The following is a 26,141-nucleotide window of genomic DNA, read 5'->3' as shown; positions in this document are numbered from 1 at the left end:
TCTTCCCTTAAGACCTCAATCACTATTTTTGCTTTTTCTTCCGGTGTAAAATTTCTTCTCTTTTCCATAGTTCCATACTAACTTATTTTGGCCGTTTTGTCTGTCTTAATTTCTGGTATCATTATATTTTGTAGCACGTTTTATTTTTTAGCATTTTTGACCTCTATTTTGCGTTTATAGTAGTCAAATAGTTGTCAAAAATAAAACCTTTTAAATACATTCTTCCCTATTATTGTTATATGTAAAATTTTGTTATATGATATAAACAAATGATATAAGCAAAAAGTGAGGTACCGATATGAACCGTAAACTCAAAATAATTATTGATGACTACATAAAAAATAATGGAATTTACGAAGGAAGTTATCCTAATGTCAATACAAGCGACATATCCAATGAAGACATTATACTCCATACTAGGATAAAGACTGCATCAGGGATAAATGATTTGCTGGATATAAACAAGTATTATTTATCATCATTATTGTCATCAATCAATATAATAAAATGGCTGATGATATTTTGGTCAATATTAGGAGCTATCGGCATAATATTTAATATTATTAGTACTATTAAAATTATAAAGTATTTGCCATAGTCGAAAATGACAAAAATCCACTGCTAGAAACTAGAAGAGACTTTTTATGCAATAAATGACCCTTTATAAATATTTATAGATGGAAATAACATTATACTGAAAAATATTATCCAGGTTGAGTATTTTGCGGTGAGGCAAGATATGTTGGAACTTATAGGAATAAGACTGTATGCAAAAACTGCATGAAGGAAGCCGCTAAAATATCAACTGTGGTAGAGGGATAGTTATGGAAGCTATTATGTTCGCTTTTTTTGCTTTCACATGTTTTTGTATTTCTGCCATCGCTATGAAAGATAAACCTTTGATAAGTATAATATTTGGAATTTTTACATCTGTGTGCTCTGGTTTGTCAATGTATTTGCTTTGGCAATTGCTTGAAGAAAGTGGAAGAGACACTTCATATATTGGTCCTTGGGGTCATCCGATAATTCCTGTGGTCTATGTTGTTTTTATGCTTCTGGGATTCATGTTCGTAATATTGGGATGTGTTAAATTGCTTAGACAAAAACAATAATCCATATAGTTCTAAAAAATATAATCCAGTTGCATATTTTGTGGTGAGGCAAGAGATGTAAAAGAATATAAAGGCAAAAAATGTATGCAAAAAATGTATGGATGGATTAGAATAAAGGTCTGTGTGAAAAATTATGAAATTACATTCTCAACCCAATTATTCAATCACCTTCTCTCCATTGTATCTCAGATTTCAAACTCTGCACATATAAAGAAATAACCATCTGATTTAATAGTTACTTTTTGGCCTTCTTGCCTGTAATACGAAATGTCTAAAGGTTCACCTGTAAACTGGTTTTCATAAACAATTGGTTTAATGCTGCTTCCGATTACTAATTTATCATTATTAAGTAATTTCTGATAATTGATGAAGCTCTTATCTCTATTATTTATCTCAGAGAATATAAACCCACCCACAAATCCATATCGGTGTTTAGGGGTGTATCCATACCAACGTTCATTTTCTGTCACGCCATCTTTAAACATGTCCTTTGGAACAATTGAATATGCTTGCTCAACTGCTTCATTAAGAAAATACAAGGCTTTATTTAGATTTTCTTCAGCTGTATCATATAAAAATACACTTTTAAGCTCAATATAGTGTACTGTGTCACCGGAATACCAAATGATGTCACATCGACCGTTTCTATCTCCTGTCCGTTTAACCTTCGCTTCAGATACCAATGTAGAAGAATAATCGTTATTATCATGCATATATTGGAAGATGCTTCCGGTAAGAGCAGTATTTAAAACTGCTTCTTCAATAACAAACGGAAATCTTCTCCCTGGATATTGAAAATCTTCCAGTTGCATGCTTGTCCATTTGTTGTTTATATACTTAATAAGATACTTTTCAATTATACCTTCAGACAATAGCTTCATGACCTCAGACCCCCCTATCGTCTATTCTATACCTTTTAAAAGTTACTCACAATGATTTCCCCATCCACCTTTAATCGCCTCACTCACCAACAAAAGGATATCAGCGATAGACGGTATCCGCGACTGGCCTCTTGCTGCTTGTAAAGTTCCATCCGGCCGTTGCCAGATAAACCTATAACCATTTTCCTCAGTCCCATCTTCATACTCATAACGACAATATTGGAAACAAAGTGTCCATTCACCGGGATTCCCTTTTTTAGTTTCGTTTAATACCACAACTCTTGTTTGTGCCATGAAAATGCCTCCTCATCTTATAAGATACTCATGCTATACTAATTAGTAACTGATTAGTCAATTATAATTTGTTATGAAAATTATCTGCAATATAATGTAATTAATCTCTGTTTCTAGTATGATATTCAATTATATTTTCTTGATGAAAATCACAATCCGGAATGCCATAAGGGTCATAATATTTATTCTCACTCTGCAGCTTTACCCTCTCCAAAAACTTGTCAAATTGTCTCACTTTAAACCTGCAACACTCTCCAAACGAGTTTCCACTTCCACATGGACAAGGTTCACTTTTTTTAACTCCAAAAAATCGATGATAATCAAACGCTGATACCACAAAGTCATATATTAACCTATCTCTATCATAATAGAAAACCTCTTTGCGGCGTTCCACTCCACCACTTACCTTGCCGCCACCATAATAGATAGCGGTAGGTTCATCATCTTTAAATTTCTGTAGAGCTCTATCTAGCGTATCATAAGTTGGCCCTGCTGTTTGCATATATGAATTATTCATTATAACGCTATTAACTTCATTTGTTTGGTCAATTGTTAATTGCTTAAGCTGATTTTCTTTAATATATGTGGGCTTGTTTCCGTTATAAAAACAAATGTAATATACCTTTGACAAAGGTAAAAATACTATAACGTCTCTTAACCCAATTGTTCGATTTGTAGCATTCATAAAATGTGCTTTAAAGGAAAGTGAAGCTGTTGCTATGAATTGATCCGATATTATAAAATTTTTACTAGAACTTTTTATTATAAAGAATTCATGAAAATTGATAAGTGCATTAGCAAATCTAATAGAATAATTATGATTTAATAACCTGTCAAGCATCCGGAATAAACTATAATTCGAGTGGTTTCTTTCTTGCCAATAGTTAAGTTCATACATTATTGCGCCACTTCTTAAATGCATTTTAATCATTGGCTCAATCAAATTGAAAGCTTGTGCCTTACTTTACTGAATTTTACTTTCCCCGCTTCGTATTCTTCAATTAATGTTATCATTTATCCATGTTTTTTATTGTACCATGCTTCAAACTTCTTAAGTCTTTTTTCAATTTCATTATTCTGGAGCTTACCATGTTCATAAAACAATTGAGCTGACATCACATCATTTATTGTTGATGGAAAAATCTTATTTTTCTTGTGGATTACATGAAATATCCGCTTTTTCTTTTTCTTAAAGGCTTCATCTGATTCTTTAAAAACTTAAGTACACAACATGGAACATAGCGCTGATTCTTCGTTACTTGTGTACTATTTCTCATGTAATCATCACCCTCATTTAACAATGCATGTAATAAAGAAAGTAAATACCATTAATTACGTAGTCCTTACATTGCTTTCGTTAACATCGTTATCAGAAATCTATCTGTGCATGTATAAACTACTGTTGTAGTCTTCTCTTTGTTTCATACCGAGCTTCTGAAATAGTATCGCAGATAAACAAGGTGTCCAACATACACCAGACTCTGCCGTTTTTATAAATAGTACCGGTCTTGACTATTTTGTTTGGAGTAAACCCAGAGCTCAGCTTGTACACAAAATGAGGTGTGTCCATCCAGTCTGAATACGGAATTTCAAATTATGCCGTCTTTTACATACTTCGTAAGTGTGGGTCTGGTTATTTTCAATACTTTTAATACGTCTTTTGATATCATATATACAATTTTCTCCCAGCAAACCTATTCTTTATACTCGTTTGCCAAAAATTCAATAGTACTCTTTGGTAGGTCAGGTTGGTCATTTAAGAGGTCAATAATTTCTTTTGCTTTGTCATAAGTAATAGCATAAAGGGTATCCCCTACCCTTGGACGAATATCAAGGCCGGCATCTGCAAAGGTTATCCCCTGCTTCGGTCCGATTTCCCATTCCAATGTTATTATATAAGGCCACCTGCTATTTGGATCCGTAGATTCCTCAATCTCCTTTACAACCTTCATATTCAGTTTCACTACAATTACAGATATTTGAAATTGATTCAATTATATCTTCAAATGAAGTCGTGTATAATATTTTCTTCTCCATAGAGCTTCTTCCTAATATAAAAAAGAAATTAATTAACATTATCATGTATTGAAAAACCCATTGTTAACTTCTTACCATCACGTTTATATTAAATCTGCGATTTTATTCTATTGTTAATGTTATTATTTGTCAATGTATGATAAATTTGCTGAGACTGCGTACAGATATAGACATAATGTAGTAAAAAAGTAGCTAAAATCTTAATGATTTTAGCTACTTTTTGTAAATTTTGGTTGCGGGGGAGGGATTTGAACCCACGACCTTCGGGTTATGAGCCCGACGAGCTACCGTACTGCTCCACCCCGCGATATATAATAATATTCAATTTAAAAGCCACATCATTTATAATAACATAAAAGCACTTAAATATCAAGTGCTTTTAATATATTTATAATGATTGAATGCAATTGGTGCCGGAAACCGGACTCGAACCGGTACAGCCCTCACGGACCGCAGGATTTTAAGTCCTGTGCGTCTGCCAGTTCCGCCACTCCGGCGCATTGCTCTAATATAGTAACACTATTATCCTTAGCTGTCAAGTGTTATTTTTACTCAATTGTTGACAAGTTTACCTGGAATATCCCGGCTTTAACTGTTCTGCCGAGAATAGTCTTGCATTTTTCCTCTCGTTCATTAAGTTAATCAAAAAACGAAGAAGCAGAGACTTTTTCTGGTTATTAATATCCTGTCTCTGCTCAGAATTTATTAATAAATTCTTATTTTACAATTTTCCTATAAGTCCTTATTCCTGCTGAGAATTTAATTTTGTAACTTTAAGGCTGCATTTTGCCTTATCTACCTGGCTCATATCATAGTCATACTTGTATCCCATAGGCTCAAGAACACGCCGATACAGTAAATCACAATGTTCACAATAATCACGATATGGTTCTATATGTTTAAACTCCAGCAATCTTCCTTTTGAGGGACAATAATGCATATCAATTCTAAAAGTACCTTCTTCTTCATCAAGGGTCATTGTAAAATCGGCAGCTTCTTCATTCAAAGTATGTGACCAATACATAAAGCATCCGCGAATACCATTTTCTTTAACAAGGTCCCTTAAATTATTCAGCCCATTCTTTGCGATGTACTCCCAATAAGCAATTACAGCTTCTTTTCCTCCCTTTTTTTCCAGGAATTTAAAAAGCTCGCTATATGCCGGTATAAATTCAGTACATGATATCATATATCATTTCTCCTTCCTATAAAAACGTTCCAAAGATCTTCCGGTATCTTTATCGTATTCCACCAACTCATAAGCAAATGGGCTTCCTTCACAAATAACTTCATTGGTGGTCTTAAAGGTTTCATAATATAATGGCGCCATTTCAATTCCGCAGCTTCTTATATGTGTTACAGCCGGACATTTATTTACTTTTATGATTAATTCATCCTCAGAAAGTGTAAATTCTACATCATTTGAAGCTTCCTCAATTGCATATATTTTTTCATAATGGTCTTTTATTGCCGCAAGCCCTCTTTTTTTGATGTCTTCTTTTAAAGGAGCATAGAAAGCCATTGCAAAATCCCTCAGATACTCCCGTACTCCTTCTTCTCCGTAAAGTTCCTGCACATAATTTATACCAAGGTTCATAAAATTATGGAAATCCCTGTGCAGATACTTGTTGTCAGAGGCCCTCCTATCCATTATTTCTTTAGCCATCCCTAGAACTCCTCCCGTTTTAATATTTAATCTTCAATATGCACAATCTGATTGCCTGCTTACAATAAATATTATATCTTTATACTATTGCTTAATCAATATACATAAATATATATGAATTTTAAGGCATTTAATTCATTTTTTATAAATATTTCCAATGTATCAAAATTTATATTATTATTTTGCTATAATTGTACCATTTTTTGTCCATAATTTTGATAATGAGTGTTCAACTGTTGGTAATAATATATAGTAAGTTATACAAAATTTGTTCTGTTATGGTAAAATTATTTAGGATAAGTTTTTCAGTATGCAATAAGCTATTAAAGTAATAGAATAGGAGGTATGCTTATGGCAATTACTTTAAAGCTTGAAGAAAGGCTTAATGATGCCAGTAATAAAGCCAATAAATTACGTAGAGAAGGTTATGTGCCTGGAGTTATTTATGGAAAAGGGATAGGATCCAGGTCCATTAAAGTAAAAGCTTCTGATTTAAGAACTTTATTATCTGCACATGGTAAAACATCATTAATCACAGCTACATTTGAAAATGGCGAGAGTGTTCCTGCTCTGATTAAGGAAATTCAATATGGCATACTGAAAGACGAATACCTTAGCATAGATCTTCATCAAGTTTCTATGAATGAAAAGGTACGTAGTGAAGTCCCAATCAGAGTTATAGGCAGGGAATCCGTTGAAAGAGCAGGAGGAGTGGTAGCACAACAAATAAATAGCGTTGAAATAGAATGTTTGCCCCAGGACACACCTCAATATATTGAAGCAGATATTTCCAACTTAATTCCCGGCCAGGCATTAACTGCTGGTGATTTAAAACTGCCTGAATCAGTTACTCTTTTAACCGAACCTGAACAAATAGTGTTATCAATTATAGTTGCTAAATCTGAAACAGCAGAATCTGAAACACCAGAAGAAGAAAATACTCCTGAAGAATAGAAATGTCTATCCCAAAAAAAGAGCAGCTTGAACCTGACTTAAGAACTAACAGGTGGGGAATAAACAATCTTCACCTGTTTTTCTTATACAAATACAGCAGGTTTTTATATTAACCTTTTTTAAAATATTAACGATATTAATATAACAGTGAGAGAATTAATAAAATTGTGCAGACCTTCTATAACTACCGCTACCTCTCTTAGATTCAAAACTTTTTCTTAAGTCTTGAAGTTTTTCATCACTATCCTTCATGAACTTAGCCAACCGATCTTCAAAAGATAGGTCTTCAGAAGTGGGTTTGGTCCAGTCAATTTCTACTGGCCTGCTTGATTTGACCTTTGGAGTACTTGGTAAGGCTTTCTTGATGGATAAGCTTATCTTTCCATTACTGTCTACCGATAAAATTTTAACTTTTACTGTTTGATTTTCTTTTAGATGTGTCTTAATGTCTTTCACATATTCCTCAGCAATCTCAGAGATATGCACTAACCCTGTTTTCCCACCAGGTAGTTGAATGAAGGCTCCGAAATTCGTAATACCGGAAACTTTCCCTTCAACTATTTTATCTACTTCGAGCAGCATAAAATAAAAAATCCTCCTTAATTATGCTTATGAACCGTCTCTTTATGTTTATAAAGTAATTTGATTATATAGCATGCCTAATATTTCGTCAAGCACCTAATATAAGGATTCCCAAACCTTTTTAAACCATTTCGGCATATTTGGGAAGGTTTCCATAAAGAGACCATCCATTTTTTTACATCAATATAATTTAAACTTTTATTATTAAAAATTATCTATATTAATATATTAAAATATACTGCCAAAAGTTATTTATCAATATCAAAAAATATCTTTTCGCCTGGTTTAACCATTCCTAATTTTTCACGGGCAATTTTTTCTATGTACTCATCACTGTAAAGATTCTCCTTAAACTTCTTTAGTTCTTCATTTAACTGCATCTCTGATTGAATTTTTGCACGAATATTCTTTGCCTCATTATTTTTAAAATTAATTATTCTTTGCTGCTCTATCAGCGTAATAATAAAGTATATAAAAAAGCCCGTAACCAATATTAAAGATAGCATTGGTTTTTTTCTTTTGCTCATTTTAATGCACTCCTGATATATGTGCTTAAAGTATATTTCATAACAAACCTTTATTATCTGGTGTTTAATATTCTATATAAAAATGATAATTCCTTCTATATTAATATCATATTTTTTTTAAAGTGTTTCTGAAAATTCTTTTCCAAAGAGCTGCCTTATCTGCCCCTTTTCGTCCCAATTTTCTTGCCTTCCGGAAAATTTTTTTGGATTGCCTTAATAGAAATCTTGCAGGGATCCTCAGTATTCTGAATATTATTTTAAAAGGATAAGATATGACTCTCCATGTTTCCCTTATAATAATACCCAATATTTTTATTGTCGTAAGAAGTATTTTCATAATAATTCTGCTGAGAAGCAATGCATAAAGTATTACACCTATTATTGCACCTATGAAAATGTATCCTCTTATTTCCCCTTCATTTCCATAGTATAGAACAACAAACATTATTAAAGCTACTATTAGCCAATATATAATATCCTCAACATAGGTAATGAAATTACTTGTTTTTACAGTCTTTCTCTTAATTCTGAAGATATCATAAACAAAGGCTATTGCTATTCCTCCGGCAACTGAATATAGAAATATAAGTGCCTGGATGCTAACTGGAATTGGCAATTAATAATCACCGGCCCCTCACAAAACATTTTACCTGAACATTTTCCCGAAGAAACCGCCTTTAGACCTTGAACCGTCCTTGTCACTGTATTCTAATAAATATATATCTCCTTCAATATTCAGTTCTGAATTATCAATATTTAGCTTGTTGATTCTTAAATCTTCCCCTCTTATTATCAGTATTCCAAGTTCAGTATCTATTACTACACATTCATCATTAAAACTCTCCACATCAATAACGCCTGTTATGCTTAGCTTTTCTCTGTTTTCCAGTATCAGATTCTGTGCCTTTGCTTTCACTATCTTTTTTTCATCAGCCACTTTTAATCCTCCTTCCGACTTTTTTGTATGTAAAACCATGTCCATTAATAGATATGTATGCAGACACAAAAAAATGACCTCTATATTATAAATTGAGGCCATTTTTTTACTTTGTAAAAACATATTAGCAAATATCTTTACCGAGGCATCTGAAGTATCCTTATAAGTTTGTATACATCTCCTTTGCCTCATCTTTAGTAACATGTTCAGATACCGAATTAACTCTTACCTTAACCGTACCACTTCCAAATTGTATCTCTACAATATCTCCGACTTTAACTTCCGAGCCGGGTTTGGCAATTTTTCCATTAATTTTTACCCGGCCATTTTCACAGGCTTCATTAGCTAACGTACGTCTTTTTATAAGTCTTGATACTTTTAAATATTTATCTATCCTCACTTTAATATCCCCCTTGTAAATAATTCAAGGTTGTCAGGATTATTTATGAACTGCCTCCTTCAAAGCTTTACCAACCCTGAAAACAGGTACTTTTGTAGCTTGTATAATAATTTCTTCTTTAGTCTGGGGATTTCTTCCCTTTCTTGCAGCCCTATGCCTTACCTCAAAAGTACCAAAACCAACAAGCTGTACTTTATCGTTTTTGCTAAGGGCTTCCTGCACACTTTCCATAAAAGCATTAAGTGCTTTCTCAGCATCTTTTTTAGACATCTGGCTCTTTTCAGCCATTTTTGCTACTAATTCAGCTTTATTCATACACATTCCTTCCTTTCTATAGAATATTTATTTGGTATCACCGGAAATATGTACTTTTGCCTCATTCCATAACTTGTCCATCTCAGCAAGGTTCATATCCTCAAGTTTTTTACCCATCCTGACACTTTCTTTTTCAATATATTCAAACCTGTTAATGAACTTATTTATTGTCTTTGTTAAGGCAAGTTCAGGCTGGACATTAAGAAACCTTGCCAGATTTACAAGTGCAAATAATACATCTCCTGTCTCATCTGTTATTCTTTCCACATTTTTACTTTTATATACATCCTTCAGCTCCTGTATTTCTTCATCAACCTTTGCAAAAACATCTTCTATATTATCCCAGTCAAAACCTACCTGAGCTGCTTTTTGTTGCACCTTATAACTTCTCATAAGGGCAGGAAGATTGGCAGGTACATCTTTCAGTATTCCGGTATGGTTAGTTATACCCTTTTCTTTCTTCTTTATGCTCTCCCAATTCTCAATAACTTCTTCTGGCGTATCTGCCTTGGCATGTCCAAAAACATGGGTATGTCTTAATATCATTTTACGGCATATGCCGGTAATAACATCATCCATATTAAAAGTGCCCTCTTCAGCTCCTATTTGGGCATGGAATACAATCTGAAGAAGCAGATCTCCCAATTCCTCGCATACCTTTTTCTTATCATTTAAATCTATAGCTTCAAGTACTTCATAGGTTTCTTCTATCAGGTATTTTTTGAGACTTTCATGAGTTTGCTCCCTATCCCAGGGACATCCTTTTTCACTCCTGAGCAAAGCCATTATTTCCTTCAAGTCGGAAAATGTATATTTATCCTTAAGCATTTTTTCATCTCCTTGTTATTTTCCATTCTTTATCAGTCTGGTTTTAACACAGCGGTAAATTTTTACCGTCTCGCTATATTATTTCCAAAAGATATCCTTGATAAATCCTTTTTATTCAAGGCACCAAAAACAAATAAAAGTATAAAAAACACACATGCAGATATTAATATGGAAATTATTGCAGCTACTGTATTGCTGCCTGTTACATCATACAGGCAGAAGTATGTATAATATGTTGCAATACCCATCAAAGCAGCTGCAATCATTGGTTTAATTATAGAGTTTCTTGTATCCAGATTCAACCTGAAATTAAAAATTAGTCCTATAATACATATTAGTGTAGAAACAATGTAGCATGCAAGAGTTCCGTATACAGCACCCTTTATATTTATGGATGGCACAGGCATAAGATAATAATTTACAGACAACTTAACCAACGCTCCTGCGAAAAGCCCTATTGTAGGAATATAAGGCTTTCCTAAGCCTTGAAGCACACCTGACATAATCTGTGTTAGTCCTATAAAAACTATAACTGAAGCGCTGGCTGATAGAAGATACGCACCATCACTTGAACTTGGGAATAACATCAGCAGTATTGGTTTAGATAGTATTGCCATGCCCACGGAGGAAGGCAGACAGATTATTAATGTTAATCTTACTGCCGCAATTATTTTTTCTGAAGCTGACTTCAGGTCCTTCTTCGCTACTGCCCACGCTATCGCAGGAACAAGGCTTGTGGAAAGAGCCATTGTTATAGATACAGGAAAATTTGTTAGAACATAGCACTTTCCTGTTAATATGCCATACAGCCTGTTTGCAGTATCATTGTCCATACCTGCCTTCTCCAGCAACCTCATTACCGTTGCCAAGTCAATTATATTTGCAGCAGTCATAACTATGGCGCCCAGAGAAATGGGAAAGGATATTTTAATAATATTCTTTATTATATGTAATATTGATTCACTCTTTTTTCTGATAGAAAAATTCCTTATATTCGTCCAAAGCTCTCTTTTTTTAATATAATACAGGCCCCATAGATAAGATGCTCCTGCTGCAGCCCCAATTGTAGTACCTGCAGTTGCACCTGCCGCGGCTATTTCTGCCCCATGAGGTATAAGCAGGTAGGCCAGGAAAATGGCAACTACTGTTTTTACCATCTGCTCAAGAATCTGAGACACTGCCAGAGGAGCCATATTCTGCATTCCCTGGAAATATCCCTTAAGTGCAGACATGACTGATACAAAAAATATTGTCGGTGAAAGTGCAGCCATAGTGAAAAAGGCTCTGGGATTAGAAATAAGGTTTGCAATATATTCTGCACTAGTAAAAAATAAGGTAGAACATACCAAACCTGTCATGAAAAGAAGCCAGAAACCAACTTTGAATACTTTATGGGCTGCTCTCCAATTGCCCACTGCCATCCTCTCAGCAATCATCTTTGAAATGGCAGATGAAAAACCTGTAGAGCAAAAAGCGTAAAGGAGAAGATATACTTGAAAACCGGCTCCATATATACCATTGCCTTCATCTCCATAACCTGGGAGGTTGGTAAGTGCAACTCTATAGACGAAACCCAGCAACTTTACGATAATACCTGCCGAGGCAAGAAGAATTACCCCCATAAAAAAGGATTGTTTTCTTTTCAACTTTCTGCTCCTCAATATTATTGATGATCAATATTATTGTTGAGGACATTCCCGGCACGGGAGTGGTATTCCCCCACATCTTATTATATGCCCCTCTCAGGTTTAAATATGAGGATGGTTGCATTTTCAAGTATTTTATTAAACAGAAATCTACAGGGTGGTAAAATTAATGATAAATTGCTTAAGTATAAAAATGTTACTTGCTATTTCTTTCTTTTATCACATGAAGTCTGGTAAATTCCTCTCGTTCCTTTTCTTCAATGGAATCTTGTATGAATTTTACCAGCGACTGATATCTGGGTATTATTATACTTTTTAGTGCATTTGCCCTTTTCTGAGTCTTTTTTATATGATCTGCCAGCCTGCAAATAGTATTTTCAATTTCTGCTAACTCTATAGTGAGTTTTTTTACACGGTTAAAATTTTCGTAAGCTTCATCAAAAAAGTAATTAGTTCCGAAAAAACTATAACTGACAGGTGCAGCATTATGTTCTTTAATTATTACTTTTGGTATTTCAACTCCCATTACACTTCTCAGTCTTATTTCTACATTAGTTTCTTCAGGTATGGAATAACCTACTTGCTGGACTGTACTGGCTCCAAGTGAAACATTTGCCCTTTGCAAAGCCCTATATGCATTACTGAAGGTACTATCTATACTGGATTGTATTTCCTCCGCCTTTTCTATAAGTGACATCATTTCATTTATCAGGATGTTCCTCTTCTTGTCCAGCAAGCTATAACCTTGCTTTGAAAGCTCAAGTTTTCTAATTGCACATATAAGATTAGATTTAGTAGGAAAGGTTGAAACGTCCATTTTAACTCCTTTCTAAGGTACTAAGGTATAGGGACACTCCTTTCTCGAGCAGGAGGTGCTGTGGTAGAGGGACACTCCTTTACTTATGTTCCATAAAAGTAAAGGAGTGTCCCTCTGTCCCTGCCCCCTATCTCTCTTTTGGCTTGTAGTATTTTTCAAGTATTCCCCTGTCCACCCTGTCAAGTTCACTTTCCGGCAAAATTCCAAGGAGTTTCCACCCCAAATCAAGGGTTTGCTCGATGGTTCTGTCTTCATCAAATCCCTGGGAAATAAATTCTCTTTCAAAACGTTTTCCAAATTCCATGTAAAGCTTGTCAGTATTATTTAATTCTTCCTCCCCGATAACCGATGCAAGAGCTCTTACTTCATGGACTCTCGCATAAGAGGCAAATAACTGGGTTGCACAGGAAGCATGGTCTTCTCTGGTATATCCTTCCCCTATTCCGCTTTTCATCAGTCTGGAAAGAGATGGAAGTACTGAAATCGGAGGATAAATGCCGCTCTGGTATAGCCCTCTGTCCAGAACAATTTGTCCTTCAGTTATATAACCTGTAAGATCAGGTACAGGATGAGTAATATCATCATTAGGAAGAGTTAATATTGGTATCTGAGTAATAGAACCTTCCCTATCCTTAAGCATTCCTGCTCTTTCATATATAGAAGCCAAATCACTGTACATATAGCCGGGAAACCCTTTTCTGCTGGGTATTTCGCCTTTTGTAGATGATATTTCTCTTAAAGCCTCAGAGTATGCCGTCATATCAGTAAGTATAACCAGTATGTGCATTCCCATTTCAAAAGCCAGATATTCTGCTGCTGTAAGGGCACATCGTGGTGTAACTATTCTTTCTACAGGAGGATCACTGGCAAGGTTTAAAAACATTACCACCCTTTCAAGCACTCCACTTTGTTCGAAGGATTTTCTGAAATATTCAGCAACATCATGTTTAACTCCCATTGCAGCAAATACTATAGCAAAACCGCTGTTTTTTTCTCTCGGTAGCTTAGCCTGGCGTACAATCTGAACTGCAAGTTCATTATGAGGAAGGCCGTTACCTGAAAAAACCGGCAATTTCTGTCCCCTGATAAGAGTAGTAAGTCCATCTATAGCAGAGATACCTGTTTCTATATAATCTTTGGGATATTTCCTGGATACGGGATTCATAGGAGTACCATTAACATCACGGCGTACTTTTGGATACACTTTTCCCAGGCCATCAATAGGCCGTCCCAAACCATCAAAGGTTCTTCCTAAAATCTCACCGGATAAAGGAATTTCCAAAGGATGCCCTTTTAGTCTAATGCTTGTATTCTTTAAAGATATTTCAGAAGTTCCTTCAAAAACCTGTATAACAGCTACGTCATCAGATATATCCATAATCCTGCCAAGGCGGGTATCCTTACCATCAATTACAACTTCAACCAATTCTTCATATGAAGCTCCCTTTAATCCCTCAATTACAAGCAATGGACCATTTATATTTTTCAAACCCAAAAATTCAACAGCCACGATTTTACCTCCTTGCAGCAAACTTACCTTGTCCGTTTAGTTTGCTTAGTTATATTTGCTTAATTTCCAGCAGCACCCTGCGTATCTTTTCTTTTAAATCACTAAATTTATCAGGTTCTTCATTACCGATTGTATATTTCATATTAATTATTTCTTCAAAAATTCCCGTTCCCTTAATTATGGAAACAGGAGTTCCTTCTTTTACTATATCATTTACCTGGTTGTACAAATACAAAATAACATCCATCATAGCAAACTGTTTTGCCATTGGAACATATGTATCCACAGAATGAGATGCAACCTGTTGTAGAAAACCAAGCCTGATAACCCTGCCAATTTCAAGTATTAGTTTTTGTTCATCCGGCAAAATGTCACTTCCTATTAACTTGACTATCTCTATAAGCCTGCTTTCTTCTTGAAGAATCCCCATCATCTGTTTCCTATGGTTGTCGAAAAGGGGGTTTATATTTTTCTCGTACCACTCACTTAATGAAGCAGTATATTCACTATAGCTGGACAACCAGTTAATGGCAGGATAATGTCTTGAATAAGCAAGCTGCCTGTCCAGTGCCCAGAAACACCTTGTATACCGGCGGGTATTCTGGGTTACCGGCTCAGAAAAATCTCCTCCTTGAGGCGACACAGCACCAATTATGGTAACTGAACCTGGAAATCCACATAAATTCTCTGTTTTTCCTGCACGCTCATAAAATTCAGACAATCTGGAAGACAAGTAAGCCGGGAATCCTTCCTCTGCAGGCATTTCTTCAAGTCTTCCGGATATTTCCCTTAATGCTTCCGCCCATCTTGAAGTAGAATCAGCCATTACAGCCACGTCATATCCCATATCCCTGTAATATTCAGCAATGGTAATTCCGGTATATATAGAAGCTTCCCTTGCAGCGACAGGCATATTAGAAGTATTGGCAATCAATATGGTCCTTTCCATAAGAGGTCTCCCTGATTTAGGATCTATTAGTTTAGGAAAATCCTCCAACACTTCTGTCATTTCGTTTCCCCTTTCACCGCAGCCGATATAGACAATAATATCTGCATTGGACCATTTCGCAAGCTGATGCTGGGTCATGGTCTTTCCGGTTCCAAAGCTGCCCGGGATAGCTGCTGCTCCGCCCTTTCCTATGGGGAAAAATGTATCGATTACCCGCTGGCCGGTTATCAGAGGCTCGTCAATAGGGAGCCTGTCCCTGTAAGGCCTTGGTTTCCTGACAGGCCACTCCTGAGCCATCTTTATTTCATGTATCTTACCTGAAGCAGAAGATACTTTCATCAGAACATCCTGTATAGTATACTCACCATCAGGGACTGTTTCCATCACCGTACCTTCAACATGTACAGGCGCAAGGACCTTGTGTTTTATAAGAGAAGTTTCATTTACTTCAGCAATGATCATACCTTCAAAAATTCTATCTCCAGGTTTCACAAGAATTCTAACAGGCCATTTAATATCTGTATTTAGCTGTTCAACATCTATTCCCCTGGCAATAAAACTCCCTGATTTCTCTTCAAGGATAATTAAAGGCCTTCCTATTCCATCAAAAATATTTCCTATTAACCCTGGTGCAAGCGTAACAGACAATGGCTTTCCTGTGGGAACAACAGGTTCCCCTGTCTTAAGGCCTGTAGTTACTTCATATACCTGAATAGTAGCTATGTCCTCATCAAGGCCTATAACTTCGCCTATCAGCTTCATCTCTCCTACTAAAACTGTTTCATGCATTCTAAACTCTGCAGCATTTGCAGCCTTAACAACAGGGCCGTTAATTCTGCATATAGTACCGCTACCGGTTTTATTATTTAAAATCAACTTCAATTCACCCACTTTAACCAATTCGAATCATATTACTTCACTCATTATAAGACCAGAGGATTCAAAAAATTTTTCCCGTGATTCATTAAGCTTTCTTATTATTGTATTATCCACTACAATATTCAAGGTCTTGTTTATTACTCTGCATCCTCCGATAATATCTTCTTCTGCTTCATGAAATACAGGTGTATAAGGCATTGACTTTGATAATTCATCAATTCTGTCTTTGTATTTTTCCATGTCCCGTGAAGTAATATAAACTAATAATTCACCTTGCCCTGCTATTGTGCAGGATTCTCTGATCAAGCCAGCCAGAAAAGTATAATAATCATCTCCCTGAATGAAATCATAAAGCTTCACCATTACCTGCTCAAAAACCTGTTCGATAACTTCGTCCCTGGTTTTCATTAATTTTTGCCTGCTTTCAATAATAGCTTTTGAAATAGCATAGTTTTTTTCCTTTTCTGCCTTGCTGATTTCTTTTTTTAGGGTTTCTTCAGCCAACGCCTGCATTTCATTTCGCCTGCGTTCTTTTTGCTTCTCAATATCTTCGCTGGTACGTTTTAGTATTTCATCTCTTATGCTATTTGCATCTCTTAAGATAACCTTATTGAAATGCCGTAGTTTTTTTTCAAAAGTATTCAAAAAAATCACCTCATATCTTTAAACCAATAGACTCTTTAACATACCTGGTTATAGAGTCCCGAGGCCTGCTGGTGCCATGTCTGTCAGGTATTTCGATGATTAATGGAAGACTGGTATCAATTTTCATATTCTTAATACGTTCAGGTATAAGACCTGCAAGTTTTTCAGTTATCATAATTATGCCAATGTCTTTTTCCTGCAGGGCTTTTTCCAGTGCTTCTATAACTTCTTCCTTTTGGTGTACCACAACACCTTCTATTCCCGCTAACCGCATTCCCATTTTGGTATCAATATTGTCACTAATCAAAAATAATCTCATTTTACAACCTTCCCAAAATAAGAATTGATACTATTAATCCATAAATAGCAATACCTTCAGCCAGCCCGACGAATATCAAGGTTTTACCAAGAAGGCTGGAATCTTCACTTATTGCTCCCAGCGCTGCAGAAGCTGAAACTGCAACAGCAATTCCCGCGCCTATTGTGGCAAGCCCGGTTGACAAAGCAGCCGCTAAAAGTCCCAGCCCATTTACCTCTCCGGCCGCTGCAGCTTCTTCTCCCTGTGCAAATACTGTTCCTGAAAAAACTAAAACAGTAGTAATAACCAGCAGCCCGAAGACACTCAAAATATTAATTCCCAGTATTCTTTTTCCGGATTTGCCTGAAATACCTTTTTTAATACAATATAATCCCATTCCTATAACAGATAATACTAGAAAAATAGTTGTTGTTAATATAAAACCCATAATACTGTCCCTCCTGAAAATACTTTTTAATAAGTCTTATCCTTTATTGGCTCGTAGATTCTCCCGCCACCTGTAAAAAATCTGCTGAATAATTCATAATATTCAAGCCTGAGAGCCTGGATGGCCACAATCAATCCTTCCAGTCCAATAATTATTATATTGCCTATTATAATGGTAACTACCTTTCCTGAACCCCTGGACATTTCCGCAAGTATCCTGACAGCCATAAACAGTCCGATATGGTTTAACGCAAAAGCGCTTAACCTTATAAAAGATATAGTATTGCTCATAAAGGACAATACAGTATCAAACATTTCAAAGAATGCCTCCACAAGAAACATGCCTTTTCCTTCAACAGAAATCTTTCTGTTATGAATATATTCTTCTAAAGGTTCTTTAAAAATCATGGCTAAAATTGGAAGTATCAATAATATCAACAAAATTCCTGTGGAAAAGGGCAGTTTTTGCTTTAAAACATAATACAAAACAGTCAATAATATAATCCAGTAAAAGCAAAATCCTGCAACACCGTTTCGATCAAGAAAGATTTTAGAAAAATTCTTCCTTCTAATGCCATTTACAATATTAATCCCCATAGCAATTGTCATCATGAGTACACCAATGATCACGCCTATAACCAACATTGTATTGGTGTCTTCCATAGGACTTATTAGTCTTACAGGAAGCCAATCCTCAAAACCAAATACACTTCCATATACAAATCCAAAAATTATAGAAGAAATACCAACTCCTGCAGCCACTCCTCCCAAAGATACCCCCCGTTTTAATGCAAATAAGCCTGCTGCAAGGAGTATAAGTCCTTGTCCCACATCTCCAAACATGAAGCCGAACATTATAAAATATGTTGCAGCTATAAAGAATGAAGGATCTACTTCATTGTAGGACGGAAGCCCATACATTTTCACCAGGGTTTCAAAAGGTTTTATGAGCCTGTTGTTTTTCAGTTGAGTTGGCGGCTGGGATTCGGAAATTGCTTCCGGTTCTCTCTCAATAAATGTTATATCTTTCAATTTATCCAGAACAGGTTTAAGAACCTCCAGTTCATCTTCAGGTATCCAACCTGTCAGATAAAAAGATTCTTTTGTATATGCGGCATATTTCCTTACTTCTACTATACGGTTTAATTTTACTGCCATATCATGTATACATAAGACTTTTTCTTTATTTGTATCATTAAAATTCTTTATCTTTTCCCTGGTACTTTCAAGTTCTTTCTGGTAAGCCTCAATTTTTTCTTGTAACTGAATCAAGGCCTCAGCCGGAGTCCCTTTAAACTCTCCCGGCAGCCAGATTCTTTCAAAATGTAAAGAGGAAAAAATCCCATCAATTCTTTCACTATATGTTTCTGGAGTAAAATAAATCATCCACACATAATCTTTATCCTGTGATATTGGTAAGGCAATTACCTGGAGATCTTCAAGATATAGCTGCAACTGCTGATATAGCTTTCTCGATATTCTACCAAACCGGAATTTTATAAATTTAAAATTAAAAAAAGTATACAGATCAACATCTATATCATAACTAGACAACAGCTCCAGCTGCTTTTTCATATGGGTATACTGTTTCAGCTTCTCATTAATTTTTTCTATCTTTTCACTGTAACCATTAAGTTCATTCTCAAGCTCTGCAAGCTCCTGGCTGATTTCTTCCAAAGACAGCGACTTATACCTCTCTTCACAGGCTTCTGAAACCTTTATAATGCTTCTTTCTGCTTTAATTCCCATACGTTCTAAAAGGTTGGTGCTTTGCTTCAATATATCGCTATAATAATCTTCATCTACATAGTGCGACAATCCCTTGATTCCATCAAGAAACAACATGGCATTTTCCAATTGTATTCCGCTGTTAATAATATATTTTGTAACAAAGTCGTTAAAGAACTCCCTTTTCCCCACTATGCTTATAAATTTCATTTTTAATATTGACAATAATATCACCTCGCTTTTTATTGCCCTTTAATACCAATCAAATAACTTTTTATTTCTTCAGGGGGCAATTGATATCTTACTCCTTCAATTATCGTAATTATATTACTAATATCAAACTCTTTAAGATGTATATAGGCTATTATCGATCCCATTGAAAATTTTCCTCTTTTCAATATTCTTCTGTAAAAATTATATAAGTAAGTTTTTGCATTTATTTCCCACAATTGCTCTTTCTCTACCTTAAAAATAAAAGAGTACCTTGTATTTGAAACCGATTCTCTAAATTCCTGGACATCCCTGCATTCAGCTAATTCTACAAGTTTTTTTCTGCTTAAATAGCACCAATAAGGAACTATACGATTTAAGGTCAGTTCTTTTGGAAGATTGAAAAGCTTCTTACACCTGTATATAAGCATCAGATTCATAATATCAATTTCTGTGCCATATATTCTGGTAACAGCCTTGTTATCAGAACTGCCCAACAATTTGTTTTTCAGGTCCATAATGTTCGAATAATAATGGAGATCAAGGGCCTTTTCCATATCAAAAAGATTTTGGCGTTCCTTATTATCTGCAAAAGTGCGAAGAGCCCTATAATACTGAGTATCCCTTAAATTGTATATAAACTCTGTAATATCTTTTGAGCCTGCAAGCTTATAATAGTCAAGAGAACTTAAATCATTCAGAAAGCTCAGAAGGTAGTCAGGATTACTTCCCGATTTTTGTACACTTACTCTCCTGAGAAGTACTTTTAAGTCTTCGATTTCATGCCTTAAAAAAGCCGCCTGCAGATATTTTTTAGCATTACCTCTTAAATGCTTAAGCAGTTTTGCAAAATCATCATAAAGTGAAACCTTAAGTAATACCTCCAGTTCGCTCCTATGAATATTATTTTCGTTTACCTGGCCGAATATTTCTTTACAATATGTATGCTTTTTAAGATAAGCTGCCACTTCGCGGACAGTTCTTTTCTCAAGCAGGTTATTATAGTCCTCCATAGACAGCAGCCTGCCATATAATACCCTTGCTTTTGTATTAGTCGAAATATAATTTAACAGTGCCAAAGCCACACTTTCACCTACTTATAATTTCCTGCAGAATTTCTTGCACCCATTTATTTTTATTTTTGTTGAACTTCGAATGCATAGCTTCACATTTTCTTTCAGTTTCGGAACGTATTTTCTCCACCTGCTCAGATGCTTGTTTTTGCTTTTCAATCTTTATTTCCTTAATTCTTTTTTTTACTGATTCCAACATATCCTGCTCAATTTTTTTTATGTCTTCTTCAGCTTTAATAAGCATTTTTTTGCTTTCTTCCTTGGCATCATCAATTAGTCTCTGAGCTCTATATTCACTTTCTATTACTCTTTTAATTATGCTTTCCATCCAATCCTCTCCCTTATGCCATGATATCCGTACTACACTGAAATTCCGCAGCAAAGCTTGCTTTTGATACTTTATTTATTCTGAGGAACAAATAATTGATTACCAGCGTTGCAATAAATCCAAATACTGAACAATATAAGAACATTTCCCTTAAACCTACAATATCGCTGAAATAGCCTCCTATCACACTTCCAATTATTCTTGAAATGCCTACCGTCACAACTCCGTTAAGAGCCTGACCTGAAGCCCTCAGCTCCTTTTGTACATTCTCATTGATATATATTGCCATACAATAAATTACCACAATATAGGTAAATCCATGCAAAAGGTTAACAAAAACTGCCTGCATGGCAGAATTTAGGAAGAAAAACACCACCCATCTTGCTGAAGTTACAATGGAAGCAAGTGTCATTGTTTTTATAATACCCAGTTTATTAACAATCTTATCTGCAAACATTAAAAAAGGTATTTCTGCTAAAGCCGATACACTCATTGCCCATCCCAGAAGAGCGCTGTCTCCTCCCAACTCTTCAAAATAAATTGAAAAAAAGCTGAAGTAAAAGCCTAATGTTGACTGGATTATAAGTCCAAAAGCAAGCATTAGCACAAGTCTCTTATTCTTTAAAAGCACCCAGAGTGATACTTTTTTATCTCCATGCTGGTGTCCCTCAACTACAGGAAGTTTAAAAACCATGGCAAAATTTAACATTAAAATTATGGCATATATTAAAAACATCCAGCTTAAATTGTTCTTCAATACTATTCCGGACAATATAGCTACTAAAGAATAGCCGTATACTCCTCCCATTCTTATTGGACCAAATTTCCACTTGGTTTTTTCAATCCCTTCAAGGGCAATTGTATCAATAAGCGGATTAATGGAAGAATTAAAAAAAGTAAACATAATATATGCAAAAAACACATACCATACTGCGGTTGAAACTGGAAAAATGATTATTGAAACTGCAGCTCCTGCCAATAAAATTAAGAGAACCCTGTTCTTTGATTTTGACCTGTCTCCAACAATCCCCCAGACCGGCTGGCTTAGCATGGCTACCAGCGGACCTATGGCAAACAATATCCCAATAAGAACCTGAGTAAGGCCAATCTCTTTCAAATACAAAGGAATATATGGTGAGAAGGCGGCACTTCCTCCAAAGTAAATTGCGTACATCAGCAAAAATTCATAGGGATATCTATTTTTTTCTATAGATTTTTTTATTATTTTTTTTGTCATATATTTATATCCTTTATTTTTTTCAACATTTATTATTCGCTTTATTTTCATGTAAATAATAAAAAACATGTTCACAAAATGAACGTTAAAATATTTTATGCCTAATTAGTTTTATTTTCAAGTAAGATCTTTGCATATTTTTAGTAATAATAAATAAAAATAATCTGTTGTCCTGTTTGTTAAAACATATTTCTTATTATTTGGCAATTTTTTATCAAAAAATGTGAAAACAGATTTGAAAATAAATTCATGAAATAGCTTATAATGAAAATAACAAGCATATAAAAAAAGAATATCAGAAGAAAAAGCTATAAAAGAAATATATATTTTTAGAGGACACTCTATTCAAATTCCATAAATCCCATTTCAAGCCAGTCTTCTCTTGATATGGTATTCTTCACCTCCAGGCCTTTATCCTTCTGAAATCTGTGAAGGGCATATTTTAAATCATCTTCATAAATGCCTGAAGCATAACCATTAAAATATCCTAATTGTTTAAGCCTTATTTGTATGGCTCTCACATCAGCTCCCCTGTCTCCAGGGTTTATGTCATCAAAACCTCTTCCAAAAGGGCCAAAAGAACCGTTGACTATTACCACGGGAGTACCATGGGGAACAATGCTGTAAAGTTCAGCAACATCTTTATTATACATTCTTATGCATCCATGGCTGGATGCGCTTCCTATAGATTCACTATATATGGTTCCATGTATACCGTACATTCCCCAGGGAACATTTAGACCCATCCATCTTCCACCGAAACCTTCTCCCCAGTCTGCCTTTTGTATTATCTTCCAATATCCAATGGGAGAGGGCAATCCAGACTTCCCTGTAGCTATCACATATTCTTTGATACATTTTCCGTCATAAAGAAGGTATAACCGTTTGTCTTCGATCTCAATAAATATACAGTATCCTTTTTCTTTAAGAACACTGTTGGTTTCCTGCTCTAAATCAGTATGCCTTAAGTCTTCAGAATACTTTAGATCCAGCATTATCTGAGTACATGCCAATACAAAAATTATAATATTAATTAATAATATATTCCTTTTTGAGAATATAATTATCCTGCTTGCCAAAGTTCCTCTCCTCCATATATTTCACTTAGTAAATATATGAAGGAAAATAATAATTTATACGAGTTGAAATTTATAATGTATTAATTGAAACTTGCCGCTCATGTGACATTTTGGCTGCCTCTACCAACTTTACCATTTGGGCAGCATATTCAACGCTTACAGGAGTTTCCTCTGTGCTTCCCTCCATGTAATCCATTATGGCTTTCATCTCATTATAATACGGTCTGTTTTCACTCTCAACCAGAGGAAGTTTCACAAAGTTTTTAAAATTATTATCACCATAATACACGCCATAGGATTCTATGCCGGTATCGCAAAGATACACCCTTAAGATACCACCTGTAAAACGCAGCTCCATTCCGTTGGCAAATGGTCCTGTATATCCTGTACAAGCAATTGTATAGGTCACTCCGTTATCCATTATACCCATTATCTGGTAGGAGCTGTCCACGGCAATTCCTTCTTTCTCCCAGTCAATATGGGCAAAAAGGCTTACCGTTTTTCCTTCAGCCATATAATGTACCCTGTCAAACTGGTGGACTCCATAGTTCATTACAATTCCTCCTCCGGCCCTTGCAGGCTCAAGAAACCACTCCGGCCTTCCTTCCCAGAAGTAATTGTATGTAATAAAGTCGCTAATGGCTATCAATTTACCCAGATTATTATTTTTAATAAATTTCTTTGCTGTAATAAAAGCTGTATTAAATCTCTGAGTATGGCATACTGCTGCCTTAATACCATTTTTATTTGCAGATTCTACAATAGCTTCAGAAGATGCTGCGGTATCCGAAAGAGGTTTTTCAATTATTATGTCAATTTTCCTGTCCGCACAATAAATAAACATCTCTTCATGCAGGTCATGAGGTGTATTTATTAAGACAATATCAGGTTTCACTTCATCTACCATCTTACGGTAATCGGAATATACCGGACATTTAAGGCCGTATTTATTGGCAAAGTCCACTCCCTTACTGTATGTTCTGTTGCAAAGGGCAACGACCTCAGCCTTGCCTGTCTGCTCAATACCTTTATAATTCTCATGAGCTATTATCCCGGTACCAATAATTCCTAACCTCTTCACACGCAGCACCCCCATTATTAATTTAAAGGAAGAAAAAATCAGGTTATTCATTCAAATATTTTTTTAGTGGAATTATGTCCAATTGTGAATAATTACTTAAAAATGGAACCAGTTTGGAAGCTATGGTCTTTATTCCTCCGGAAACCCTGGATTCAATATTCAGAGGCATTAAGGGATCATGTAAAGACATTCTTAGCAGGAACCATCCATCTCCTTCATTTTTCCCAAAAGAAACCCTTATTCCTTCATAATTTTCCGCGGCAGGCATCCAGCCTTCTTTCTCATCAGCATATTTAGTTAAATCTTCGATTATTTTATTGCCATAAGTTTTAAAATCTTTTTCTAATATATTCATTCTGAACTCTTTTGCTTCTGCAGGTTCCTCCAGCTCTTCCAGCAGAATATCCACAGTTTTTCCTATTCTCTTGAGCTTTGATATTTTAATAAGTATTTTCGCAATAAGATATGCACCATCATCAAGGAAATAGTTTTCCTTAAGAGCACCATGGCCTGAAGTTTCTATTGCCAAATGGCATTCTTTGCCCTCATTGTTTAGTCTTATAGCTTCATTAATAACATTTTTGTATCCTCTTTTAAATCTATGGTGTATTCCTCCCAGTTTTTCTTCAATGAAAACTTTTAATTCGTCAGAAGTTATTGAATCGGTAACAATCACAGAGGACGGATGCTCTTCAAGGACGATAGAAGCCATTAGGGCAATAATTCTGTTCCTGTTGATTTCTTTTCCGTTTTTATCTACCGCTCCTGCCCTGTCTACATCTGTATCAAAAATTATTCCAAAATCGGCCTTATTTTTAAGGACTGCCTCTTTTATAGATTCAATTGCTTTTTTATCTTCAGGGTTTGGTATATGATTCGGGAATGAACCGTCAGGTTCAAGGAACTGGCTCCCTTTGGTATCTGCTCCTAATGGCTCAAGAACTTTACTCGCAAAAAAACCTCCGGCGCCATTTCCTGCATCAACTATAATCCGTAGTCCTTTTAATGGCTGCTCATAATTCTCAGGGTCATTCGCGCCTTTCCGGATTTTCTCCACCAGGTCTTTTGCATAAACTGATATAAAATCCACTTCCTGAACAGTCCCTTTAAATTTTGCCTCCGGAAACTCTTCTGTCTCTGCCAACTCCAAAATAGCAGTAATATCTTGTTTTTCAAGGCCTCCCTCCCGGGTAAAGAATTTCATTCCATTTCTGTTAAAGGGAAGATGGCTTGCTGTAAGCATTATTGCACCATCATACTGGTATCCCTCAAAAATAGTGGACATAAACATCGCCGGAGTAGAAGATAATCCAAAATTAAAAACTTTTATACCCATGCCAGTCAAACCTTCAATTGCTGCCTCTCTGAGTGACTGGGCAGATAACCTTGAATCATTTCCAATAGAAACCCGCAAGTCCTGTAAACCCTTGCCTTTATTCCTTGAAAGCCATATACCGAAAGCACAGGCAATTCTTCTGCATTTTTCCGGAGTAAGGTTAACCTTCTCTCCTTCAACACCCTCCAAAGCAACTCCTCGTATATCACTTCCATTTTGTAATTCTTTCCATTCCTGGCTTAACACCTGTCTCAACCTCCTGTAATTTCTCTTGTTCATTTTTTCTTGTTCTTATTTCTTTCTTATTTCATTCAGTTTTTTAAGTTTTTTATTTTTATTTTTTAT

Annotated in this window: 30 protein-coding genes, 2 tRNA genes and 1 pseudogene; 3 read left to right on the top strand and 30 right to left on the bottom strand. The window is 35.4% G+C overall.

Annotation, left to right across the window (positions count from 1 at the left end; translation table 11 throughout):
- The first annotated feature begins 298 nt into the window (after positions 1 to 298).
- On the top strand, positions 299 to 598 hold the full coding sequence (locus GXX20_07110) for a hypothetical protein (protein ID HHW31425.1): 300 nt from the start codon (positions 299 to 301) through the stop codon (positions 596 to 598).
- A 226-nt stretch (positions 599 to 824) separates the two neighbouring features.
- Positions 825 to 1,112: a hypothetical protein gene (locus GXX20_07105; protein HHW31424.1), complete on the top strand. Its 288-nt coding sequence runs from the start codon at positions 825 to 827 to the stop codon at positions 1,110 to 1,112.
- 185 nt (positions 1,113 to 1,297) lie between these two features.
- Here the strand turns inward: GXX20_07105 and GXX20_07100 are convergent, their stop codons facing one another.
- From GXX20_07100 to GXX20_07060, 9 genes and pseudogenes are all read right to left on the bottom strand, one after another.
- On the bottom strand, positions 1,298 to 1,993 hold the full coding sequence (locus GXX20_07100) for a hypothetical protein (protein ID HHW31423.1): 696 nt from the start codon (positions 1,991 to 1,993) through the stop codon (positions 1,298 to 1,300).
- A 42-nt stretch (positions 1,994 to 2,035) separates the two neighbouring features.
- Positions 2,036 to 2,287 (bottom strand): hypothetical protein, encoded by a 252-nt coding sequence (locus GXX20_07095; GenBank protein HHW31422.1) that lies wholly within the window; start codon positions 2,285 to 2,287, stop codon positions 2,036 to 2,038.
- Between the two features lie 100 nt (positions 2,288 to 2,387).
- Positions 2,388 to 3,185 (bottom strand): SEC-C domain-containing protein, encoded by a 798-nt coding sequence (locus tag GXX20_07090; protein HHW31421.1) that lies wholly within the window; start codon positions 3,183 to 3,185, stop codon positions 2,388 to 2,390.
- Between the two features lie 694 nt (positions 3,186 to 3,879).
- Positions 3,880 to 3,957: pseudogene (locus tag GXX20_07085) on the bottom strand (IS607 family transposase).
- A gap of 24 nt (positions 3,958 to 3,981) precedes the next feature.
- Positions 3,982 to 4,239, bottom strand: coding sequence for a hypothetical protein (locus tag GXX20_07080; GenBank protein ID HHW31420.1), 258 nt, complete (start codon positions 4,237 to 4,239; stop codon positions 3,982 to 3,984).
- Positions 4,240 to 4,554: 315 nt separating this feature from the next.
- Positions 4,555 to 4,631: transfer RNA gene (locus tag GXX20_07075), tRNA-Met, on the bottom strand.
- 101 nt (positions 4,632 to 4,732) lie between these two features.
- Positions 4,733 to 4,821: transfer RNA gene (locus tag GXX20_07070), tRNA-Leu, on the bottom strand.
- Positions 4,822 to 5,066: 245 nt separating this feature from the next.
- Complete coding sequence (locus tag GXX20_07065; GenBank protein HHW31419.1) at positions 5,067 to 5,513, bottom strand: hypothetical protein; 447 nt, start codon at positions 5,511 to 5,513, stop codon at positions 5,067 to 5,069.
- 3 nt (positions 5,514 to 5,516) lie between these two features.
- Positions 5,517 to 5,990: a hypothetical protein gene (locus tag GXX20_07060; protein HHW31418.1), complete on the bottom strand. Its 474-nt coding sequence runs from the start codon at positions 5,988 to 5,990 to the stop codon at positions 5,517 to 5,519.
- A gap of 351 nt (positions 5,991 to 6,341) precedes the next feature.
- Between GXX20_07060 and GXX20_07055 the strand changes: the two genes are divergently transcribed.
- Positions 6,342 to 6,944 (top strand): 50S ribosomal protein L25, encoded by a 603-nt coding sequence (locus tag GXX20_07055; GenBank protein HHW31417.1) that lies wholly within the window; start codon positions 6,342 to 6,344, stop codon positions 6,942 to 6,944.
- 156 nt (positions 6,945 to 7,100) lie between these two features.
- Here the strand turns inward: GXX20_07055 and GXX20_07050 are convergent, their stop codons facing one another.
- The 21 genes from GXX20_07050 to GXX20_06950 form a co-directional block, all read right to left on the bottom strand.
- Positions 7,101 to 7,526 (bottom strand): S1 RNA-binding domain-containing protein, encoded by a 426-nt coding sequence (locus GXX20_07050; GenBank protein HHW31416.1) that lies wholly within the window; start codon positions 7,524 to 7,526, stop codon positions 7,101 to 7,103.
- A 248-nt stretch (positions 7,527 to 7,774) separates the two neighbouring features.
- Positions 7,775 to 8,053 (bottom strand): septum formation initiator family protein, encoded by a 279-nt coding sequence (locus GXX20_07045; GenBank protein HHW31415.1) that lies wholly within the window; start codon positions 8,051 to 8,053, stop codon positions 7,775 to 7,777.
- 106 nt (positions 8,054 to 8,159) lie between these two features.
- Complete coding sequence (yabQ, locus tag GXX20_07040; GenBank protein ID HHW31414.1) at positions 8,160 to 8,669, bottom strand: spore cortex biosynthesis protein YabQ; 510 nt, start codon at positions 8,667 to 8,669, stop codon at positions 8,160 to 8,162.
- Positions 8,670 to 8,699: 30 nt separating this feature from the next.
- On the bottom strand, positions 8,700 to 9,029 hold the full coding sequence (gene yabP / locus GXX20_07035) for a sporulation protein YabP (protein ID HHW31413.1): 330 nt from the start codon (positions 9,027 to 9,029) through the stop codon (positions 8,700 to 8,702).
- A 121-nt stretch (positions 9,030 to 9,150) separates the two neighbouring features.
- The gene (locus GXX20_07030; protein HHW31412.1) at positions 9,151 to 9,390 is read right to left on the bottom strand and encodes an RNA-binding S4 domain-containing protein; all 240 of its coding nucleotides are present in this window, start codon (positions 9,388 to 9,390) and stop codon (positions 9,151 to 9,153) included.
- Between the two features lie 39 nt (positions 9,391 to 9,429).
- Positions 9,430 to 9,705, bottom strand: coding sequence for an HU family DNA-binding protein (locus GXX20_07025; GenBank protein HHW31411.1), 276 nt, complete (start codon positions 9,703 to 9,705; stop codon positions 9,430 to 9,432).
- A gap of 27 nt (positions 9,706 to 9,732) precedes the next feature.
- Complete coding sequence (mazG, locus tag GXX20_07020; protein ID HHW31410.1) at positions 9,733 to 10,533, bottom strand: nucleoside triphosphate pyrophosphohydrolase; 801 nt, start codon at positions 10,531 to 10,533, stop codon at positions 9,733 to 9,735.
- Between the two features lie 62 nt (positions 10,534 to 10,595).
- Positions 10,596 to 12,179 carry a polysaccharide biosynthesis protein gene (locus tag GXX20_07015; protein ID HHW31409.1) on the bottom strand — a complete coding sequence of 528 codons (1,584 nt, stop codon included), beginning with the start codon at positions 12,177 to 12,179 and terminating at the stop codon, positions 10,596 to 10,598.
- Between the two features lie 196 nt (positions 12,180 to 12,375).
- Complete coding sequence (locus GXX20_07010; protein ID HHW31408.1) at positions 12,376 to 12,996, bottom strand: V-type ATP synthase subunit D; 621 nt, start codon at positions 12,994 to 12,996, stop codon at positions 12,376 to 12,378.
- A gap of 127 nt (positions 12,997 to 13,123) precedes the next feature.
- A complete protein-coding gene (locus GXX20_07005; GenBank protein HHW31407.1) occupies positions 13,124 to 14,506 on the bottom strand; it encodes a V-type ATP synthase subunit B in 1,383 nt (460 codons plus the stop codon).
- Between the two features lie 49 nt (positions 14,507 to 14,555).
- Positions 14,556 to 16,298: a V-type ATP synthase subunit A gene (locus GXX20_07000; protein ID HHW31406.1), complete on the bottom strand. Its 1,743-nt coding sequence runs from the start codon at positions 16,296 to 16,298 to the stop codon at positions 14,556 to 14,558.
- 63 nt (positions 16,299 to 16,361) lie between these two features.
- Entirely contained in the window at positions 16,362 to 16,979 is a 618-nt protein-coding gene (locus GXX20_06995; protein HHW31405.1) for a hypothetical protein, read from the bottom strand.
- Between the two features lie 10 nt (positions 16,980 to 16,989).
- Complete coding sequence (locus GXX20_06990; protein ID HHW31404.1) at positions 16,990 to 17,298, bottom strand: ATP synthase subunit F; 309 nt, start codon at positions 17,296 to 17,298, stop codon at positions 16,990 to 16,992.
- Position 17,299: 1 nt separating this feature from the next.
- Positions 17,300 to 17,725: an ATPase gene (locus tag GXX20_06985; protein HHW31403.1), complete on the bottom strand. Its 426-nt coding sequence runs from the start codon at positions 17,723 to 17,725 to the stop codon at positions 17,300 to 17,302.
- Between the two features lie 26 nt (positions 17,726 to 17,751).
- Complete coding sequence (locus tag GXX20_06980; GenBank protein HHW31402.1) at positions 17,752 to 19,677, bottom strand: V-type ATP synthase subunit I; 1,926 nt, start codon at positions 19,675 to 19,677, stop codon at positions 17,752 to 17,754.
- 17 nt (positions 19,678 to 19,694) lie between these two features.
- Positions 19,695 to 20,741: a V-type ATPase subunit gene (locus GXX20_06975; protein HHW31401.1), complete on the bottom strand. Its 1,047-nt coding sequence runs from the start codon at positions 20,739 to 20,741 to the stop codon at positions 19,695 to 19,697.
- A gap of 10 nt (positions 20,742 to 20,751) precedes the next feature.
- Positions 20,752 to 21,063, bottom strand: a complete 312-nt coding sequence (locus GXX20_06970; protein HHW31400.1) for a hypothetical protein — start codon at positions 21,061 to 21,063, stop codon at positions 20,752 to 20,754.
- Between the two features lie 13 nt (positions 21,064 to 21,076).
- The gene (locus GXX20_06965) at positions 21,077 to 22,300 is read right to left on the bottom strand and encodes an MFS transporter (protein ID HHW31399.1); all 1,224 of its coding nucleotides are present in this window, start codon (positions 22,298 to 22,300) and stop codon (positions 21,077 to 21,079) included.
- A 341-nt stretch (positions 22,301 to 22,641) separates the two neighbouring features.
- The gene (locus GXX20_06960; GenBank protein ID HHW31398.1) at positions 22,642 to 23,295 is read right to left on the bottom strand and encodes a L,D-transpeptidase family protein; all 654 of its coding nucleotides are present in this window, start codon (positions 23,293 to 23,295) and stop codon (positions 22,642 to 22,644) included.
- Positions 23,296 to 23,449: 154 nt separating this feature from the next.
- Entirely contained in the window at positions 23,450 to 24,460 is a 1,011-nt protein-coding gene (locus tag GXX20_06955) for a Gfo/Idh/MocA family oxidoreductase (GenBank protein HHW31397.1), read from the bottom strand.
- 43 nt (positions 24,461 to 24,503) lie between these two features.
- Positions 24,504 to 26,075, bottom strand: coding sequence for a phosphomannomutase/phosphoglucomutase (locus GXX20_06950; GenBank protein HHW31396.1), 1,572 nt, complete (start codon positions 26,073 to 26,075; stop codon positions 24,504 to 24,506).
- Positions 26,076 to 26,141 lie beyond the last annotated feature (66 nt).

This window comes from Clostridiaceae bacterium (assembly GCA_012840395.1).
In the GTDB taxonomy this organism is placed as follows: Bacteria; Bacillota; Clostridia; order Acetivibrionales; family DULL01; genus DULL01.
The sequence above is the reverse complement of the archived record's forward strand: the minus strand, read 5'-3'. Positions and strand labels throughout refer to the sequence as shown.